Below are 17348 nucleotides of genomic sequence, written 5' to 3' on the forward strand. Positions count from 1 at the left end.
TCAGTGGCACTGGGCAGGCCGATGATGACCGCCGGTCTGAAGCCGTGGCTGGTCCAAGGGCGACGAGATGCGGGAGGCCGCCTGGGCGCGGCTGCAGAGCGGGTCAGCGGACTTCCGTCGAGCCGAGCGGGTGTTCTCCGTGGTGTGGGGTGTGGTGCTGCTCGGCGAGTGTGTGGTGCCGATCGTGGGGGCGTACACGCTGGCGGTGGACACGATGGTCTGGCTGGGCACCGTCATCGTGATCGTCGCCATGGTTCTCGGGTTCCTCGTCAGCGGGGCCCTGGCGGCCGGGCCGAGGGCGGCCATGCTTGCCAGGGAGGTGTGCGGCAAGGGCACGGACCACTCGGCCGTCGGCCCTGTTCCCGTGGCTGCGGGGGCCGTTGCCGAGTGAGAGAAATTAAAGCTGAGGAAAATTCATCTTTGGCTGGATCTACCCACCAGTACGCCGGGGCCCTACGCTCGCCGCCATGACTGATGTGCTGCGGCGCGGTAGGGCCTCGTTGGCGTTGAGCTTCTTCGCTCAGGGTGTTGCCTTTGCGCTGCTCGTGACCCGGATTCCGGCCATTCAGGACCGGTACGGGGTCTCTGACGCGCTGCTGCCCGCTTTCCTCGCCGCCGTCCCCATCCTGGCCGGCGTCGGGAGTGTGTCGACCGAGCGGCTGGTGAAGCGGATACCGCCGAGCCGGCTGCTGCGGTGGTCCCAGCCCGTCGTGCTCCTGGCGCTGCTCGGGGTCGGGGCGGGGCAGCGGATGGTCGAACTGGGGATCGCGCTCGCCGTGTTCGGGCTGGCCGTGGGTGTGCTCGACGCCTCGATGAACATGCTCGGGGTGAGTCTGCAGCGGTCGTACGGGCGCAGCATCATGCTCAGTTTTCATGCGGTGTACAGCCTGGGTGGGATTGTGGGGGCCTCGCTGGCCTGGGTGGGAGCGCACTGGGATCTGGCGCTGGTCGTGTCGTATCTGCCGGTCGTCGTGGTGTTGCTGCCGGCCGCGCTGGTGGGGAGTCGGTGGTACGTCGACGGGGGGTCCGTGCGTGTGGCGGGCGAGGTCGGGGGTGAGGGGCCGTCCGTCGCCTTCAAGGCGCTGCTGCCGCTGTGTCTGGTGATGACCTTCGCGTATATCGGGGACTCGACCGTCTCCAACTGGAGTGCGAAGTATCTGCAGGACGTGCTGGGGAGTTCGGAGCAGTTGGCGACCGTGCCGTACAACGTCTACATGGTGACCACGTTGCTCGGGCGGGCCATCGGGGACTTCGGGGTGCGGAAGTTCGGGGCTGTCGCGGTGGTGCGGGCAGGGGCGCTGGTGGCGGCCGGCGGGTTCGCGGTGGTGGCGGGGGCGCCGGGGGCGTGGGTCGGGATGTTGGGGTTCACGCTGCTCGGGCTGGGGTTGTGTGTGCTGGTGCCGCAGACGTTCGGGGCGGCCGGGCGGCTTGCTTCTGAGAAGTACGGGCCGGGGGCTTCGGATGCGGCCATTGCGCGGCTCAATGTGTTCAATTACGTGGGGTTTTTGATCGGTTCGCCCTTGGTGGGTGCGCTGGGCGATGCGTGGAACTATCGCGGGGCCATGCTTGTGCCGATGGTGTTGGTGCTGGTGACGCTTGTGTACGCCCGGTCGTTCGCCGCTCAACCGGCCCGATACGGTGACGGGCATGAGCGGCCGCGCACAGCTGATGTGGGATGAGGCAGTAACGGGCTATGACTTCGGCCGGGACCATCCGATGGACCCGGTTCGGCTTGCCCTGACCAGGAGACTCGTCGATGCCTTCGGGCTGGACAAGGACGTGGACGTCGTCGCGGCGCAGCCGGCCGGGGAGTCGACGTTGCGGCTGGTCCATCGGCAGGACTACATCGAGGCCGTGAAGGCAGCCTCGGTGGATCCGGGGGCGGCGGACCAGTCGTACGGGATCGGGACGCTGGATGACCCTGCATTCGTGGGGATGCACGAGGTGTCTGCGCTGATCGCGGGGCAGTCGGTGGGGGCGGCGGAGGCCGTGTGGCGGGGGGAGGCGCTGCATGCGGTGAACTTCGCGGGTGGGTTGCACCATGCGATGCCGGGGGGCGCTTCGGGGTTCTGTATCTACAACGATGCCTCGCTGGCTGTCGCTCGGCTGTTGGAGCTGGGGGCCGAGCGGGTCGCCTACATCGATGTGGATGTCCATCACGGGGACGGGGTGCAGGCGGCGTTCTGGGAAGATCCGCGGGTGCTGACGGTTTCGCTGCACGAGCATCCTCGTACGTTGTTCCCGCAGACCGGATGGCCGGAGGAGACCGGGGCCGAGTCCGCGGAGGGGACTGCCGTGAATGTGGCGTTGCCGGCCGGGACCGGGGACGCGGGGTGGCTACGGGCGTTCCATGCCGTGGTGCCGGAGCTGATCGCTGACTTTCGGCCGCAGGTGTTGGTGACCCAGCATGGGGCCGATACGCACTTCGAGGATCCGCTTGCGCACCTTGCCGTTTCGCTGGATGCGCAGCGGGCCGTGCAGGTGGCGTGTCATGACCTGGCGCATGAGTACGCCGACGGGAAGTGGGTCGCCCTGGGTGGGGGCGGGTACGCCGTGGTGGAGGTCGTGCCGCGGTCGTGGACGCATCTGGTGGGGATCGCGGCGGGGCGGGCGATCGAGCCTGAGGCGATGATTCCGGAGGGGTGGCGGCAGGAGGTCTTTGCGCGGACTCGGCAGTTGGGGCCGGCGCGGATGACTGATGGGCGGTGGCCTGTCTCGTGGGCTGGCTGGGAGGCGGGGTACGACCCTGCGGATCGGCTGGATCAGGCTGTGCTGGCGACTCGGCGGGCGGTGTTTCCGTTGCGGGGGATGTTGGCGTAGGTGGGGTGGGGGGCGGGCTGGGAGTTTTCTCGCCCCCGCCGCCCCTACCCGTCCCATCCCCCAGGGGCGCTGCCCCTTCCACCCCGGTCCCTGGGGGCCTGCGGCCCCCAGACCCCCGCTTCGGCCCTGAACGGGCCTCGTCCTCAAACTCCCCCAGAGGGGGCACCCCCAGACGGGCTGAATGATGCCGACCGGCTCTGCGAAGCGACCGGCAGTGACGAGAGGCGAAGCCCCCAGCGGGTGGGTGGGGGCTAGGGATGGTGGGGTGTCGTCCTCGGATGCCGGACGGGTCGAGATGCGCGTGCTGGCGTTGAGAGGTGAAGGCCCTCTGCGGGTGGGTGGGGGATAGGGGTGGAAGCTCTCCGCGGCCTCATTAGCCCAACTGTGCGGTGTTTTCCCGTTCCCCCGCCCTCGTGCCCTCCGGTCCGTCACCATCGCTCTCGTGTTGAGTACCGGAGCCCTTCGCGCCCATCTCCTGGCCGCTCGGCTTGCCGGGACCGTGGCTACCTCTCGGGAGGAGAGCCTCAGGAGTTATCGGCTTTTTGCTGCTCGCGATCCCCGTGTGCTCATCGGGCTCGATCCGGAAGGGGCTTGGCGGCAGCGGGATTTGATTGAGTTGATGGCGGCGAAGTGTGGGGTTTCCGCCGATCCTGAGTGTGTTTCCGGCCGGGATGTGATCGATCCGGAGCGGACTTTGACCGCTCTGGATGCCTTCGCTGACCGGGTCGCCGCTGCCGCCCAGCGCAGCGAGCCCGTGCTGTTCGGTACCGGGCATCCGCATCGACTGCTCGGTTTCTACGCCGCCTTGGCGGACGCGTTGTCGGCGGCGGGATGTGCCGTCCTCACCCCCGCGCATGGTCGCTGTGTCGACATAACGACCCGGTTCGGCCTACGCACGTACAACCTTGACTACGTACGAGGAGTCGCGTTGGTGCGGGAAGCCGGCGCTCCGAGCACCGGGCGTGAGCCCGGCGCACACACGCACTCACCGCTCCCGGTTCGTACCGTGCTGGCTGCCGCGGCGGAGGCCGACGGGCCGTTGCCGAAGCTGGTGATCGGCGACCACGGCTGGGTCTGCGGGGCAGGTCAGCTGGGGTTTGAGGCCATTGGTCTTGCCGATACGAATGACCCCGCGCTCTTTGTGGGGGAGGCCGAGGGGGTCGTGTCGGCCGTCGTTCCACTTGATGACGCTGTGCGGTCTGATTACTACCAGCCGCTTACCCGCTACGTACTCAATCGAGCGTGTCTGTCACAGTAGGTCGCCGATGGCTGCACCTCTTCCCCACTCGCATCACCCGCCCCTACATTGGGGAGTGAGCACGCAGCGACGAAGAGTCACCGGAAGGGGAAGCCGGTGGCCGTCGAGTGCGGAAGGTTCAGGTGTGTCATGGCTGCAGCTGGCGAGAGGCCTCTGAACGAGGTTCAGTTCCTTACCGTGGCGGAAGTCGCCTCGGTGATGCGAGTGTCGAAGATGACCGTGTACCGGCTGGTGCACAGCGGTCATCTGCCCGCGATCCGGGTCGGGCGTTCGTTCCGTGTCCCGGAGCAAGCGGTTCACGAATACCTCCGCGAGAGCTATGTGGGGGTGGAAACCGCCTGACGGCAGTGGGCGAGGGGGGATCCTCAGGGCTGTTCAGGATTCCCCCGAGCCACCTCGATTACGACCTCAGCGCTCGGGCGGGTAGGCTAGCCCCTCGTAGGTCGTGTGGGCCCATGGCGCCCAAACACCGAGTGATGAGAAGTGAGCGAGGGTAGTCGTGGGCTCTGTTATCAAGAAGCGGCGCAAGCGGATGGCCAAGAAGAAGCACCGCAAGCTGCTCAAGCGCACGCGCGTTCAGCGTCGCAACAAGAAGTAAGCGCGCGCGCCGCGAAAGTGGCGTGCTTTGTGGCCCCCCACCACATCCGGTGGGGGGCCACACGTGTATCGAGGTCCTTGTGCGAAGTTGTGCGAACGGTCGAACGCTGTGCATATGACTGGACAGAGGTGTGAGCCGTCCGGTCGTACGCATGGAATTCTCGTCACTTCATGCATTGGGCGGTCATCACAGCGCAACACCGACCCGCTAAGTTGGCCGCACACGGGGAACTCGGCAGGTGTACGAGTGCTGGAAGGAAGGCGCTGATCTTGGGCAAGGTCGTGCTCGTGACCGGAGTGGCCCGTCAACTGGGGGGCCGGTTCGTACGACGGATCCAGCGTGACCCACAGGTGGACCGGGTGGTCGCCGTGGACGCGGTTCCCCCTGAGCATCATCTGGGCGGTGCCGACTTCATCCAGGCCGACATCCGGCAGCCCACCATCGCGCGGGTGCTGGCCGAGAGCGGCGCCGACACCGTCGTACACATGGACGTGACCGGAACCGCGCTGGGCAGTGGCAGCCGGACCACGGTCAAGGAGACCAACGTCATCGGGACGATGCAGCTGCTCGGCGCCTGCCAGAAGTCCCCCAACGTCAAGCGGCTGGTGGTCAAGTCCAGCACGAACGTCTACGGGTCCGCGCCTCGCGACCCGGCCGTCTTCACGGAGACCACGCCGCCCAAGTCGCTGCCCAGCGGCGGGTTCGCCAAGGACGCGGTCGAGGTCGAGGGGTATGTGCGCGGGTTCGCGCGGCGTCGGCCGGACGTCGCCGTGTGTGTGCTGCGGTTCGCCAACATCCTCGGGCCGACCGCGGACACGCCGCTCGCCTCGTACTTCTCGCTGCCGGTGCTGCCGACCGTGTTCGGCTACGATCCGCGGCTGCAGTTCGTGCACGAGGACGACGTGATCGAGGTGCTGCGCATCGGCTCGCACGAGCCGGAGCGGGGCACGCTCAACAGCGGCACCTTCAACATCGCCGGCGACGGCGTCCTGCTGCTCTCGCAGTGCTCCCGGCGCCTCGGCCGCCCCACCGTGCCGCTCCTGCTCCCCGCGGTCACCTGGGCGGGCTCCTTGGTGCGTACGCTGGGCATGTCGGACTTCTCACCCGAGCAGATTCGGCTGCTCACGCACGGCCGGGTGGTGTCGACGGACCAGATGCGAGAGACGCTCGGATACAAACCGAAGTACACGACGGCGGAGACGTTCGCGGACTTCGCGAAGAGCCGCGGTCCCGGACTCCTGCCGCCGGAGGCCCTTGCGGGGGCCGTCGACCGGATCGCCGCGCTGCCCGTCCTGGGCGGCGGCCACCTCCCGACGCAGAGCGCCAACTGAGGAGCGCATCAACGATGGCGGACGCCAAGGTCATTCCGTTCGACGACGACCGGTCCCGTGGGAGCGCCGTGCAGCGGCCGCAGCGGCGCCGGAGTGCGGGGAGCCGGCGCAAGAACGGTGAATCCGCGCTGGTACGCGAGGTCCAGCCCCTCCCCGGACGGTCCTTCGCGCAGGATGATGTTCCTGTGACACGTGAGGAACAGCCGCCCCAGAAGCCCCAGGACGAAGGCGGCCTGGAGCGGCGCATCGCGAGCGGCCTGGCCTTCCTGCGCCGCCGCCTCACCGGGGACTACGACGTCGACGACTTCGGGTACGACGAGGAGCTCACCGACCAGGTCCTGATGTCCCTGCTGCGCCCGGTGTACGAGAACTACTTCCGGGTCGAGGTGAAGGGCGTGGAGAACATCCCGTCCGAGGGCGGCGCGCTGATCGTCGCGAACCACTCCGGGACGCTGCCGCTGGACGGCCTGATGATGCAGGTCGCCGTGCACGACCACCACCCGGCGGGCCGGCATCTGCGGCTGCTCGCCGCCGACCTGGTCTTCATGCTGCCCGTGGTCAACGAACTCGCCCGCAAGCTCGGCCACACCCTGGCCTGCGCCGAGGACGCCGAGCGGCTGCTGGGCCAGGGCGAGCTGGTCGGCGTGATGCCGGAAGGCTTCAAGGGCATCGGCAAGCCCTTCAGCGAGCGCTACAAGCTCCAGCGCTTCGGCCGCGGCGGCTTCGTCTCCACGGCGCTGCGCAACGGCGCCCCGATCATTCCGTGCTCGATCGTCGGCGCGGAGGAGATCTACCCGATGATCGGCAACGCGAAGACCTTGGCCCGCCTGCTCGGTTTCCCGTACTTCCCGCTGACGCCGACCTTCCCGTGGCTGGGTCCGCTGGGCGCGATTCCTCTCCCGACCAAGTGGACGATCCAGTTCGGCGAGCCGATTCCCACGGATGGCTATCCGCCGGAGGCTGCCGAGGATCCGATGCTGATGTTCAACCTGACCGACCAGGTGAGGGAGCAGATCCAGCACACGCTGTACAAGTTGTTGGTGCAGCGGCGGTCCGTCTTCTTCTGACGCTTCTCCCGACGTACCCAGCGTGGGTACGACGACGGGGCGCCCCTGATGCGAGGGGCGCCCCGTCGTCGTACGACTCGCTGCTCTGCGGGCGCTAGTTCGCGTCCTCGCCTTCGATGCCCAGGCCGGGGAGGAGGCCCGGGAGGAGTGGGGGCAGGGTGACGGCGGGTTCGGTGCTCGGGGTCGATGTGGAGGGTGAGGTGCCGGTGCTGCTGGTGTCCTTCGGCGGGTCGAGCAGGCCGCCGGTGTTTCCGCCGAGCAGGCCCTCGCTCTCGCTGCCGGAACTCTCGGCCGAATTGCTGGGGCGGCTGGACCGGTTGCCGTCGGAGGAGCCGCTGCCGCCAGCGCTGGGGTGGGCCGACCGATCGGAGCCCGATGTACCGGTGGACGCCGAGCCGGAACCGCCCCGCTGCTTGCCGTCCCCGCCCTGTGCCGGAGTCGGCGGGAGGAGGGACTCCAGGGGGGCGACCTCTTCGTCTATGGCGTCGAACACCGACGAGACCTGGTCACTGACGTCCCCGAGCTGGAGGGGAAGCCGCTCGCGGAGGTGGCCCCAGACTTCACGGTGGGAGCGCGAGAAGGCGGAGAGGGCCTGGATGGGCCCCAGGGAGCCCGGATCGCGCTCGTACGCCTCACGGAGCAGGCGATGCCCCTCCGAGGCGTCGTGGCGCATGCCGGACAGGGCGCGGCGGATCTCGCCGAGCGACTCGTGGTCGAGCTGTCCGCCGCGATCACGCTCCATCAACCTACGGGCCTCGCTCAGCCGGGTGGAGGCCTGGTCGAGATACGTTCGCCCGCGCTCGTCGTCGCCGTCGGCCATGACATTGAGCTTGAAGTCCTCGATGCCGCGCTTGAGGGGATAGAGAGAGTCACCGGGCAGCGCGTCGGAACTCGCCGCGGCCACTCCACCGAAGGCTCCCGCGGCGACACCGACGCTGAGCCCGCCCGCGGCCAGGCCCTTGGTCAGCCGCGAACGCGGCCGCAACTTCCCCAGCGGGGATGCCCGGTGGGCGCCCGGTGCCCGATTCGAGCGCTGCCCGGGTACCGCGGGATCCGCATCGCCTCCCACCGTGCCCTCCTGCAGCATGGCCTCCATCGCGGCGACGAGCTGGGCCCGCTGAACGACCTTGACCTCGGGGTCGAGCACGGGCTTGGGCAGTTCGTCGAGACTTGCGGTGACGGCCAACAGGCGCCCCTGCTCGGTCTGTTCCGCAGCAGCCGATGCTGGTGCCGATCCATCGGACTGCTCGGCCTGCTCGGCCGCCGAGCCCCGGTCGGTCAGCTCCTCCAGGGCCTGGGCGAAGGCGTTCGCCCGCCGGTGCGCCGATACGTTCGCGATCACTGGCGGCACCTCCTCTCGTGATGACGGTCGACTCCCCAGGGGGTCCTGAGGGTTGCACGCCCTGACCAAATCCACACGATCGAGTGATCGGAGTCGGCCAGGGAGTGACCACAGGGAGCCTGCATCCCGCACAACGAGCGGCGCGGCACTTGGGTTACGGACGGCGGATGAACGGACCGCGAAGTCAACAGACTTTCACCGACGGTGAGTTGATGGTTGCGGAGAGTGCCGATTGGGGGCGGTGACGCGTTCAGCGCGCGTCGTCGGGGAGTAGCCGGGCGAGGGTGCGGACGGCCCGGTACTGGAGGGTCTTGATGGCGCCCTCGTTCTTGCCCATGACGCGGGCGGTCTCGGCGACGGAGAGGCCCTGGAGGAAACGGAGGGTGACGCACTCCTGCTGTTGTGGGTTGAGTCGCCGTACGGCGTCGAGGAGGGCGGCATTGGAGAGGGACTCGAGGACGGAGTCCTCGGGGGAGCGCTCGACCTCGTTGGCGTCGAGCATCTCGCCGGTGGTCACCTCCAGCCGGAAGCGGCTGGACTTGAAGTGGTCGGCGACGAGGTTGCGGGCGATGGTGACGAGCCAGGCGCCGAAGTCGCGGCCCTGCCAGGTGAAGGTGCCGATCCGCCGGAGCGCCCGCAGAAAGGTCTCGCTCGTGAGGTCCTCGGCGGTGGCCTTCCCTCCGACTCGGTAGTAGATGTAGCGGTAAACGGTGTCGCTGTATTGGTCGTAGAGCCTTCCGAACGCGTCGGCCTCGCCGGCCTGTGCGCGTTCCACGAGATCCATCATTCGAGCGCTGTCGCTGTCCGCGGCAGGCCGACGAGCGGTTGCCGCACCGGCCGAGCGTCCCCGTCTGCCGACGGCGGCGCTGCCGTCGGCGAGCGCGTAGCACGGGCCTACGGGCGCGGTGGTTACGGCGAGGGCGGGGACGGCGTACGCGGTGGGGACGAAGCCGCGCAACAGGTCTTTGACCGTTGCGCGCAGCGTAGCCAGGCCCGAGGCGTCAACCCCGACGTGTGGGTACACGGGACTCCCAGAGGCAGAGCTTCCATCACGTGCAGTGCGGGACCGTTCACCCGTCGTAGCGACGGAGGGGTACCGGTTTGCGTCTGAGGAGAATAACGCTTCGTGCAGGCACTGCTACGCCCAGTTGCTCAAATCACCGATTGCGTCTCTTCTGTAACCGATTGACGCCCGATCAAGTGCCGCAGAGTGACCGTTTGTTGATCGAAGTCGTCCGTGTTCCGGCTGACTCCGGGGCGTGTTGTGGCCGTGTGCAGCCAAGGGGACTGGACAGGGGGTTGTGGGGGTATGGGGTGCGGATTGGCTGTTCGGCCGGGCGTGGCCCAAGAGCAGTCCTCGCCCCCGCCGCCCCTACCCGTCCCATCCCCCAGGGGCGCTGCCCCTTCCACCCCGGTCCCTGGGGGCCTGCGGCCCCCAGACCCCCGCTTCGGCCCTGAACGGGCCTCGTCCTCAAACTCCCCCAGAGGGGGCACCCCCAGACGGGCTGAATGATGCCGACCGGCTCTGCGAAGCGACCGGCAGTGACGAGAGGCGAAGCCCCCAGCGGGTGGGTGGGGGCTAGGGATGGTGGGGTGTCGTCCTCAAGTGCCGGACCGGATGGAGTGCCTGGACCGGTGTCGAGGGTGACCGTTCGCAGCGTGTGCTGCCCCCAGTGGGGTGAGGGTTCGAGATGGCGTCGGATGGGGCTGGGATTGCGGATTGGGCCGGTGCCTCCACCGCCCGCAGTCGCGTACGGCGGGAAGGGGACGTGCCGGGGGTGTCCGCCCGCAGCGGTCGGCGTCAACACACGGCACGCTTCTGAGGAACCGAGCCGCCGGACTGAGGACGGACACCCCCCGGCACGGCCCCGACCCACAACGCACCCGCAGGCGCTACGCGCACCCCCAACCACCCCGCACAGGCCGCCGCAGGCACCCCTGCCCAACCGCCGGAGGCTACCGGCGGCGTCGGTGCAGTGCGATCGCCGCAGCTGTCCCCCCGGCCACTGCCCCTACTCCCGCGGCCGCCGGGATGCCGACCTTCGCTGCCTTTCGGCCCGTGCGGTAGTCGCGTAGGCGCCAGTCCAGCTTGCGGGCGTGTTTGCGGAGCTTGGTGTCGGGATTGATGGCGTAGGGGTGGCCGACCAGGGAGAGCATCGGGATGTCGTTGTGCGAGTCGCTGTACGCCGCGCAGCGGGAGAGGTCCAGGCCCTCCGCCGAGGCCAGGGCGCGAACCGCCTCCGCCTTCGCCGGGCCGTGGAGGGGTTCGCCCACCAGCTTGCCCGTGTAGACGCCGTCGACCGACTCCGCCACCGTGCCCAAGGCGCCGGTCAGGCCGAGGCGGCGGGCGATCACCTGGGCGATTTCCACGGGGGCCGCCGTCACCAGCCAGACTTTCTGGCCCGCGTCCAGGTGTGCCTGGGCGAGGGCACGCGTGCCGGGCCAGATGCGCTCGGCCATGTACTCGTCGTAGATCTCCTCGCCGATCGACTGGAGCTCGGCGACGCGGTGGCCCTGCACGATCGACAGTGCCGAGTCGCGGGCCTCCTGCATGTGCTCGGGGTCCTCGACCCCCGCCAGCCTGAACCACGCCTGCTGCCAGGCGAACTTGGCGAGGTCGCGCGTCTCGAAGAACTTCCGCTTGTACAGGCCCCGCCCGAAGTGGAAGAGGGCGGCGCCTTGCATCACGGTGTTGTCCAGGTCGAAGAAGGCCGCGGCCTTCTCGTCGCCGAGTACCGGGAACTCCGGCTCGGCGTCGGAGACCTCCGTCGCTTCCTGCGACGACTTGCGCGCTGCCTCTGCCGAGGCTTCGCCAGCCAACACGCTCCGCGCCGTGGCGGAGCGCCTACGGGGAGTGAGCCATCCAAGAGCGGCCATGACCGTGAGCATAGCCAGTTTGTTCGGTGCTTCCGGAGTCGAGAGGTTTGAAGGTTGTGAACTCTCCGCGACCGCGCAGTTAAACAGCGTGGTGGCGCATCCGTTCGGCCCTCGCGCGCCGGCGCGCGAGAATGGCTGACATGAGTCCCCTCTTTCGTCGCGCCGCGGCCAAGTCCCCCCAGGACCGGCTCGTCACCCTCATCGGAAAGCCGGACTGTCATCTGTGTGATGACGCACAGATCGTCGTCGAGAAGGTCTGTGCCGAGCTGGGGGTTCCGTGGGAGCTGAAGGACATCAACCAGGACCCTCAACTCCACGACCAGTACTGGGAACAGATCCCTGTCGTCCTCGTCGACGGCGCCCAGCACACCTTCTGGCGCGTGAACGAGAATCGCCTCCGCAAAGCACTGACTGAGTAGTCCAACTGGTCCGGGAAGTCGCTTAGGATCGACGGCGACTTGGTCTGGGGGGCGGGGATCGTTGAGGAGAGTGTGCGGTTTTGCCCCCAGGAGCAGAGGAACGGTGGTGCGAATGCGCCGGTTCCACACCAGTGCGCCGGGCGTGCGTGAGCCCGGTCACGTTGGGCGGGCAAATCGGACACCATCTTTGTGCACGCGTTCACAAAGACATAGCCTGCTTTCGACGGGGCGGTCTGGGGACGACTGACCGCCGGCAGTCCCGCTCTACCCGCAGGAGCACCGTGGCAACTGGCCGAACTCACCGACCGGCGACCCGCAGCCGAGGGATTCCCGAGGCCACCGTCGCCCGGCTTCCGCTGTACCTCCGAGCCCTCACGGCGCTGTCGGAGCGCTCGGTACCCACGGTCTCGTCCGAGGAACTCGCGGCCGCGGCGGGGGTCAATTCCGCGAAGCTGCGCAAGGACTTCTCGTACCTCGGGTCCTACGGGACGAGGGGTGTCGGCTACGACGTCGAGTATCTCGTCTACCAGATCTCCCGCGAGCTGGGGCTCACCCAGGACTGGCCGGTTGTGATCGTCGGTATCGGTAACCTCGGCGCCGCGCTCGCCAACTACGGCGGATTCGCCTCCCGGGGCTTCCGCGTCGCCGCGCTCATCGACGCCGATCCGGCGATGGCGGGCAAGCCCGTCGCCGGGATTCCCGTGCAGCACTCCGACGACCTGGAGAAGATCATCCAGGACAACGGCGTGTCGATCGGCGTCATCGCCACCCCCGCCGGTGCCGCCCAGGCGGTCTGTGACCGGCTCGTGGCCGCCGGTGTCACCTCCATCCTGAACTTCGCGCCGACCGTGCTGACCGTCCCGGACGGCGTCGACGTGCGCAAGGTCGACCTCTCCATCGAGCTGCAGATCCTCGCCTTCCACGAGCAGCGCAAGGCCGGCGAGGAGGCCCACTCCGACGGCACCGGACCGGCCGCCGTCACCCGCGAGGACTCCGACGCATCCGCCGACCAGGGGCCCGACGGGGACGTACCCGCCGTGATGCCGGCATGAGTCTCCTCGTCGTAGGGCTGAGTCACCGCAGCGCCCCGGTCAGCGTCCTGGAGCGGGCGGCGCTGAGCGCGGACGCCCAGATCAAGCTGCTGCAGGACACCGTCGCTGCGGAACCGGCCACTGAGGCCGCGGTGCTCGCCACCTGCAACCGCATCGAGCTGTACGCCGACGTCGACAAGTTCCACGCCGGTGTCGCCGAGCTGTCCACGCTGCTCGCCCAGCACAGCGGGGTGGGGCTGGAGGAGCTCACGCCCTACCTGTACGTGCACTACGAGGACCGGGCCGTCCATCACCTGTTCTCGGTGGCCTGTGGGCTCGACTCCATGGTCGTGGGGGAAGGCCAGATCCTCGGGCAGATCAAGGACTCCCTCGCCAAGGCGCAGGAGCTGCACAGCGCCGGGCGACTGCTGAACGACCTGTTCCAGCAGGCCCTGCGCGTCGGCAAGCGCGCCCACTCCGAGACCGGGATCGACCGCGCCGGGCAGTCCCTGGTCACCTTCGGCCTGGAGCAGCTGTCCTCCGGCAGGCCCGTCGAGGACTGGGCCCGCGGCAAGAAGGCCCTGGTCATCGGCGCCGGTTCGATGTCCTCCCTGGCCGCCGCCACGCTCGCGCGCGCCGGGGTCGCCGAGATCGTCGTCGCCAACCGGACCTTCGACCGGGCTGAGCGGCTTGCCGCCCTGCTCGGGGAGCAGTACGGACAGGGCCTGAGCCAGGCCGACGGCACGGACGTGCTGGCCCGCGCGGTACCGATGGAGTCGGTGCCGGTCGAGCTGACACGTGCCGACGTCGCCGTCTCGTGCACCGGCGCCACCGGGCTCGTCCTCACCGCCGAGGAGGTCGCGGGTGCGGTCGAGGGCCGTACCGGGCGGCCGGTCGCCTTCGAGGGGGCCGAGGGCAGCGGTCGTACGGCGGCCAAGGCGCCCGCCGCCAGGACCCACGCCGGCAGCGGGGACGTACGGAAGACTCCGCTGCCGCCCACCAGCGTCGGCACCGACGAGGACTGTCCGCTGGACCTGTCCGCCGTGCAGGGAGGCTTCTCCGTGATGGGGGAGGCCGCCGTCGCCGGAATGGACGCGGCCACGCTGGAGCAGCACGCGGCCTGGGCGGCCGGCAGTGCCGTCGACCGCCGCGAGGCCGCCCGGCGCAGCCCCGAGGCCGACGCCGAGCTGATCACCGCGCTCGCCGCGACCGTGGCCACCGTCGGCCGGATCCCCGAGCGCCGCAAGCCCGAGCCCGTCGCCGAGGCGCCCCGCCCCGCGCCGGTCCTCGCCCTCCTCGACCTCGCCATGCCGCGCGACATCGACGCCGCCGTGCACCGGCTGGCCGGAGTGCGGCTGGTCGACATCGAGTCGCTGGCGGAAGCTTCCGCCGACGCTCCGATGGCGGCCGACGTCGACCAGGTCCGCCGTATCGTTTCCGACGAGGTCGCGGCCTTCGGGGCGGCGCAGCGGGCCGCGCACATCACGCCCACCGTCGTCGCGCTGCGCACGATGGCCGCCGATGTCGTGGCGAACGAGATCGCCCGTCTGGAGGGCCGTCTGCCGGGCCTCGACGACAAGCACCGCAGTGAGATCACGCAGACCGTGCGGCGCGTGGTGGACAAGCTGCTGCACGCGCCGACCGTGCGGGTCAAGCAGCTCGCGGCCGAGCCCGGCGGCGCCGGGTACGCGGACGCGCTGCGGACCCTGTTCGACCTCGACCAGGAGACGGTGGCCTCCGTCTCGCGCGCCGAGGACAGCACCGAGAAGAACCGAGGCCCACGATGACTCAGCAGCCACTACGGCTCGGCACCAGGCGCAGCAAACTCGCCATGGCCCAGTCCGGGCAGGTCGCGGACGCCGTGAGCCAGGTGACCGGACGGCCCGTCGAGCTGGTCGAGATCACCACGTACGGCGATGTCTCCCGCGAGGCGCTCGCGCAGATCGGCGGCACGGGCGTGTTCGTCACCGCCCTGCGCGACGCGCTCCTCAAGGGCGAGGTCGACTTCGCGGTGCACTCCCTGAAGGACCTGCCGACCGCGCAGCCCGAGGAACTGGTCCTGGCGGCCGTTCCCGAGCGGGAGGACCCGCGCGATGTGATCGTCGCGCGGGACGCACTGAAGCTCACCGACCTGCCGCGCGGGGCGCGCATCGGTACGGGTTCGCCGCGCCGGATGGCGCAGCTGAACGCGTACGCGCGCAGCCACGGGTTGGACATCGAGACGGTTCCGATCCGCGGGAACGTGGATACGCGGATCGGGTACGTGCGCGATGGCGAGCTGGATGCGGTGGTGCTTGCTGCGGCTGGGCTGCAGCGCATCGGCCGCATTGACGAGGTGACTGATTTTCTGTCAGTCGACACGGTTTTGCCCGCCCCCGGCCAGGGGGCCCTGGCGATCGAGTGCACCGCGGACAACGCGGACCTCGTCGCCGCGCTCGGCGAACTCGACGACCCGTTCACGCGGGTCGCCGTGACCGCCGAGCGATCACTGCTCGCCGCCCTGGAGGCCGGCTGCTCCGCCCCTGTGGGCGCGCTGGCCGACCTGCTGGCCGACGGGCAGATTGTCAAGGAAATGCGCCTGCGCGGCGTCGTCGGCACGACCGACGGCACGCGGATGGTGCAGCTGTCCACCACCGGTCCCGTGCCCGAGACGCACGACCAAGCGCTGGCGCTCGGTCGCGAACTCGCTACCGAGATGCTTGCCCAGGGCGCGGCCGGTCTGATGGGGGAGCGAGCACAGTGAGCCCCACCACTCTTCCCGCCGGCCTTGAACACGGGCACGTCACCTTCCTCGGTGCCGGACCCGGGGATCCGGGGCTGCTGACTCTTCGCGCCGTCGAGGCGCTGGCGAACGCGGACGTACTCGTCGCCGAGCACGAGGTGCTCGACGTCGTACGCCAGCACGCCAGAGCCGGTGTCGCCGAGGTGCATACGGACCCGGGTCCCGATTCGGACCCCGTTCCGGGCACAGGCACGCCCCAGCTAGCGGTAGTTGACGGCGCGTCAACGACCGCTGCGCTACCCGCGGTGCGGGATGCCGCACATCTTGTCATGGAGGCCGCGCGCAGCGGCAGGCGGGTCGTACGTGCGGTGTCCGGGGACCCCGGGCTCGACGCGTACGCCGCCGAGGAGATGCTCGCGTGCGCCGCGGCGGGCGTGCCGTTCGAGGTCGTGCCGGGTGTTGCCGCGGCCGTGGGTGTGCCGGCGTATGCCGGTGTGCCGTTGCGGGACGCGCAGGGCGCGGACGTGCGGTTCGTGGACGCGCGGACGGCTTCGGACCGGTGCTGGACCGAGGTCGGGGCGTCGGACGGGACGGTGGTCGTCTCGACGACGCTGGACGCCGTGGGCGCGGCTGCGGGTGAACTGGTGTCGGCGGGGCGTAAGCCCGATACGCCGATGACGGTCACTGTCGCGGGTACGACGACGCGTCAGCGGACGTGGACCGCGACGCTCGGGACCGTTGCGCAGACGCTGAAGCAGGCCAAGGTGCTGCCCTCGCCCGAAGGCGGGCGGCCGGTGATAGCCGTGGTCGGTGAGCGTTCTGCCGCTGCTCAGCGTGAGCAGTTGTCGTGGTTCGAGTCCAAGCCGCTCTTCGGGTGGCGGGTGCTCGTGCCGCGCACGAAGGAGCAGGCGGCGTCGCTCTCCGACCAGTTGCGGTCGTACGGGGCCGTGCCGCACGAGGTGCCGACGATCGCCGTCGAGCCGCCGCGGACGCCTCAGCAGATGGAGCGGGCGGTCAAGGGGCTTGTCACCGGGCGGTACGAGTGGATCGCGTTTACGTCTGTCAACGCGGTCAAGGCTGTGCGGGAGAAGTTCGAGGAGTACGGGCTCGACGCTCGGGCGTTTGCCGGGATCAAGGTTGCCGCGGTGGGGGAGCAGACCGCCAAGGCGCTGATTGCCTTTGGTGTGAAGCCGGATCTGGTGCCGAGTGGCGAGCAGTCGGCTGCGGGGCTGCTTGAGGACTGGCCGCCGTATGACCCCGTTTTCGATCCGATCGACCGGGTGTTCCTGCCTCGGGCGGACATTGCCACCGAGACGTTGGTGGCCGGGCTCATCGAGCTGGGCTGGGAGGTCGATGACGTCACGGCTTATCGGACCGTGCGGGCTTCGCCGCCGCCGGCCGAGACGCGGGAGGCGATCAAGGGGGGTGGCTTTGATGCCGTCCTCTTCACGTCGTCGTCCACGGTGCGGAATCTGGTGGGGATTGCCGGGAAGCCGCACAACGTGACGGTGATCGCTTGTATCGGGCCTGCTACCGCGAAGACTGCTGAGGAGCATGGGCTTCGGGTGGATGTGATGGCTCCGGAGCCGTCTGTGCACAAGTTGGCTGAGGCGTTGGCGGACTTCGGGATGCGGCGGCGGGCTGCTGCGGTGGAGGCCGGGGATCCGGTTACTCGGCCGAGTGAGCGGCGGCCGGGGGCTCGGCGGCGGCGGTCCACTACGTAGGTGGGGCGCGCGTGGGGGCGGTGGCGTGCGGGCTGGGAGTTTTCTCGCCCCCGCCGCCCCTACCCGTCCCATCCTGAAGGGGCGCTGCCCCTTCGGCCCCGGTCGCTGGGGGCCTGCGGCCCCCAGACCCCCGCTTCGGCCCTGAAGGGGCCTCGTCCT

General features: G+C 69.5%; 15 protein-coding genes and 1 pseudogene. 13 read left to right on the forward strand and 3 right to left on the reverse strand.

The genetic code is table 11. The features are described 5' to 3' along the window. From PBV52_RS51835 to PBV52_RS27790, 8 genes and pseudogenes are all read left to right on the forward strand, one after another. A pseudogene (locus PBV52_RS51835) lies at nt 1–471 on the forward strand (VC0807 family protein); the annotation flags it as partial. Then, nucleotides 468–1679, forward strand: a complete 1212-nt coding sequence (locus PBV52_RS27760) for an MFS transporter (RefSeq protein WP_274241818.1) — start codon at nt 468–470, stop codon at nt 1677–1679. The pseudogene PBV52_RS51835 and the gene PBV52_RS27760, both read left to right, overlap by 4 nt. After that, a complete protein-coding gene (locus PBV52_RS27765; RefSeq protein WP_274241819.1) occupies nt 1648–2820 on the forward strand; it encodes an acetoin utilization protein AcuC in 1173 nt (390 codons plus the stop codon). Before PBV52_RS27760 ends, PBV52_RS27765 begins: the two co-directional genes overlap by 32 nt. Before the next feature lie 442 nt (nt 2821–3262). Then, the gene (locus PBV52_RS27770) at nt 3263–4078 is read left to right on the forward strand and encodes a phosphatase (protein WP_274241821.1); all 816 of its coding nucleotides are present in this window, start codon (nt 3263–3265) and stop codon (nt 4076–4078) included. Nucleotides 4079–4207: 129 nt separating this feature from the next. Next, on the forward strand, nt 4208–4420 hold the full coding sequence (locus PBV52_RS27775; protein WP_004984898.1) for a helix-turn-helix domain-containing protein: 213 nt from the start codon (nt 4208–4210) through the stop codon (nt 4418–4420). 157 nt (nt 4421–4577) lie between these two features. Beyond that, nucleotides 4578–4676, forward strand: a complete 99-nt coding sequence (locus tag PBV52_RS27780; RefSeq protein WP_003948845.1) for a 30S ribosomal protein bS22 — start codon at nt 4578–4580, stop codon at nt 4674–4676. A gap of 269 nt (nt 4677–4945) precedes the next feature. Continuing rightward, nucleotides 4946–6007, forward strand: coding sequence for an NAD-dependent epimerase/dehydratase family protein (locus tag PBV52_RS27785; RefSeq protein ID WP_274241915.1), 1062 nt, complete (start codon nt 4946–4948; stop codon nt 6005–6007). A gap of 14 nt (nt 6008–6021) precedes the next feature. Further along, on the forward strand, nt 6022–7074 hold the full coding sequence (locus tag PBV52_RS27790) for a lysophospholipid acyltransferase family protein (RefSeq protein WP_274241916.1): 1053 nt from the start codon (nt 6022–6024) through the stop codon (nt 7072–7074). 94 nt (nt 7075–7168) lie between these two features. On the opposite strand, the gene PBV52_RS27795 is transcribed toward PBV52_RS27790, so the two are convergent. From PBV52_RS27795 to PBV52_RS27805, 3 genes are all read right to left on the reverse strand, one after another. Next, nucleotides 7169–8416 carry a DUF5667 domain-containing protein gene (locus tag PBV52_RS27795; protein ID WP_274241918.1) on the reverse strand — a complete coding sequence of 416 codons (1248 nt, stop codon included), beginning with the start codon at nt 8414–8416 and terminating at the stop codon, nt 7169–7171. Between the two features lie 250 nt (nt 8417–8666). Continuing rightward, nucleotides 8667–9440 (reverse strand): ECF subfamily RNA polymerase sigma factor, BldN family, encoded by a 774-nt coding sequence (locus PBV52_RS27800; RefSeq protein WP_078916693.1) that lies wholly within the window; start codon nt 9438–9440, stop codon nt 8667–8669. A 932-nt stretch (nt 9441–10372) separates the two neighbouring features. After that, nucleotides 10373–11293 (reverse strand): HAD family phosphatase, encoded by a 921-nt coding sequence (locus tag PBV52_RS27805; protein WP_274241920.1) that lies wholly within the window; start codon nt 11291–11293, stop codon nt 10373–10375. Nucleotides 11294–11424: 131 nt separating this feature from the next. Between PBV52_RS27805 and PBV52_RS27810 the strand changes: the two genes are divergently transcribed. The 5 genes from PBV52_RS27810 (at nt 11425) to PBV52_RS27830 (ending at nt 17189) form a co-directional block, all read left to right on the forward strand. Then, nucleotides 11425–11712: a glutaredoxin family protein gene (locus tag PBV52_RS27810; protein ID WP_274241921.1), complete on the forward strand. Its 288-nt coding sequence runs from the start codon at nt 11425–11427 to the stop codon at nt 11710–11712. A gap of 281 nt (nt 11713–11993) precedes the next feature. Continuing rightward, the gene (locus PBV52_RS27815) at nt 11994–12764 is read left to right on the forward strand and encodes a redox-sensing transcriptional repressor Rex (RefSeq protein WP_274241922.1); all 771 of its coding nucleotides are present in this window, start codon (nt 11994–11996) and stop codon (nt 12762–12764) included. After that, on the forward strand, nt 12761–14530 hold the full coding sequence (locus PBV52_RS27820) for a glutamyl-tRNA reductase (protein WP_274241923.1): 1770 nt from the start codon (nt 12761–12763) through the stop codon (nt 14528–14530). The genes PBV52_RS27815 and PBV52_RS27820 overlap by 4 nt, the downstream gene beginning before the upstream one ends. After that, nucleotides 14527–15486 (forward strand): hydroxymethylbilane synthase, encoded by a 960-nt coding sequence (gene hemC / locus PBV52_RS27825; protein ID WP_274241924.1) that lies wholly within the window; start codon nt 14527–14529, stop codon nt 15484–15486. Before PBV52_RS27820 ends, hemC begins: the two co-directional genes overlap by 4 nt. Next, the gene (locus PBV52_RS27830) at nt 15483–17189 is read left to right on the forward strand and encodes a bifunctional uroporphyrinogen-III C-methyltransferase/uroporphyrinogen-III synthase (RefSeq protein ID WP_274241925.1); all 1707 of its coding nucleotides are present in this window, start codon (nt 15483–15485) and stop codon (nt 17187–17189) included. Before hemC ends, PBV52_RS27830 begins: the two co-directional genes overlap by 4 nt. The last annotated feature ends 159 nt before the right edge of the window (nt 17190–17348 follow it).

Source organism: Streptomyces sp. T12 (assembly GCF_028736035.1).
GTDB lineage: Bacteria > Actinomycetota > Actinomycetes > Streptomycetales > Streptomycetaceae > Streptomyces.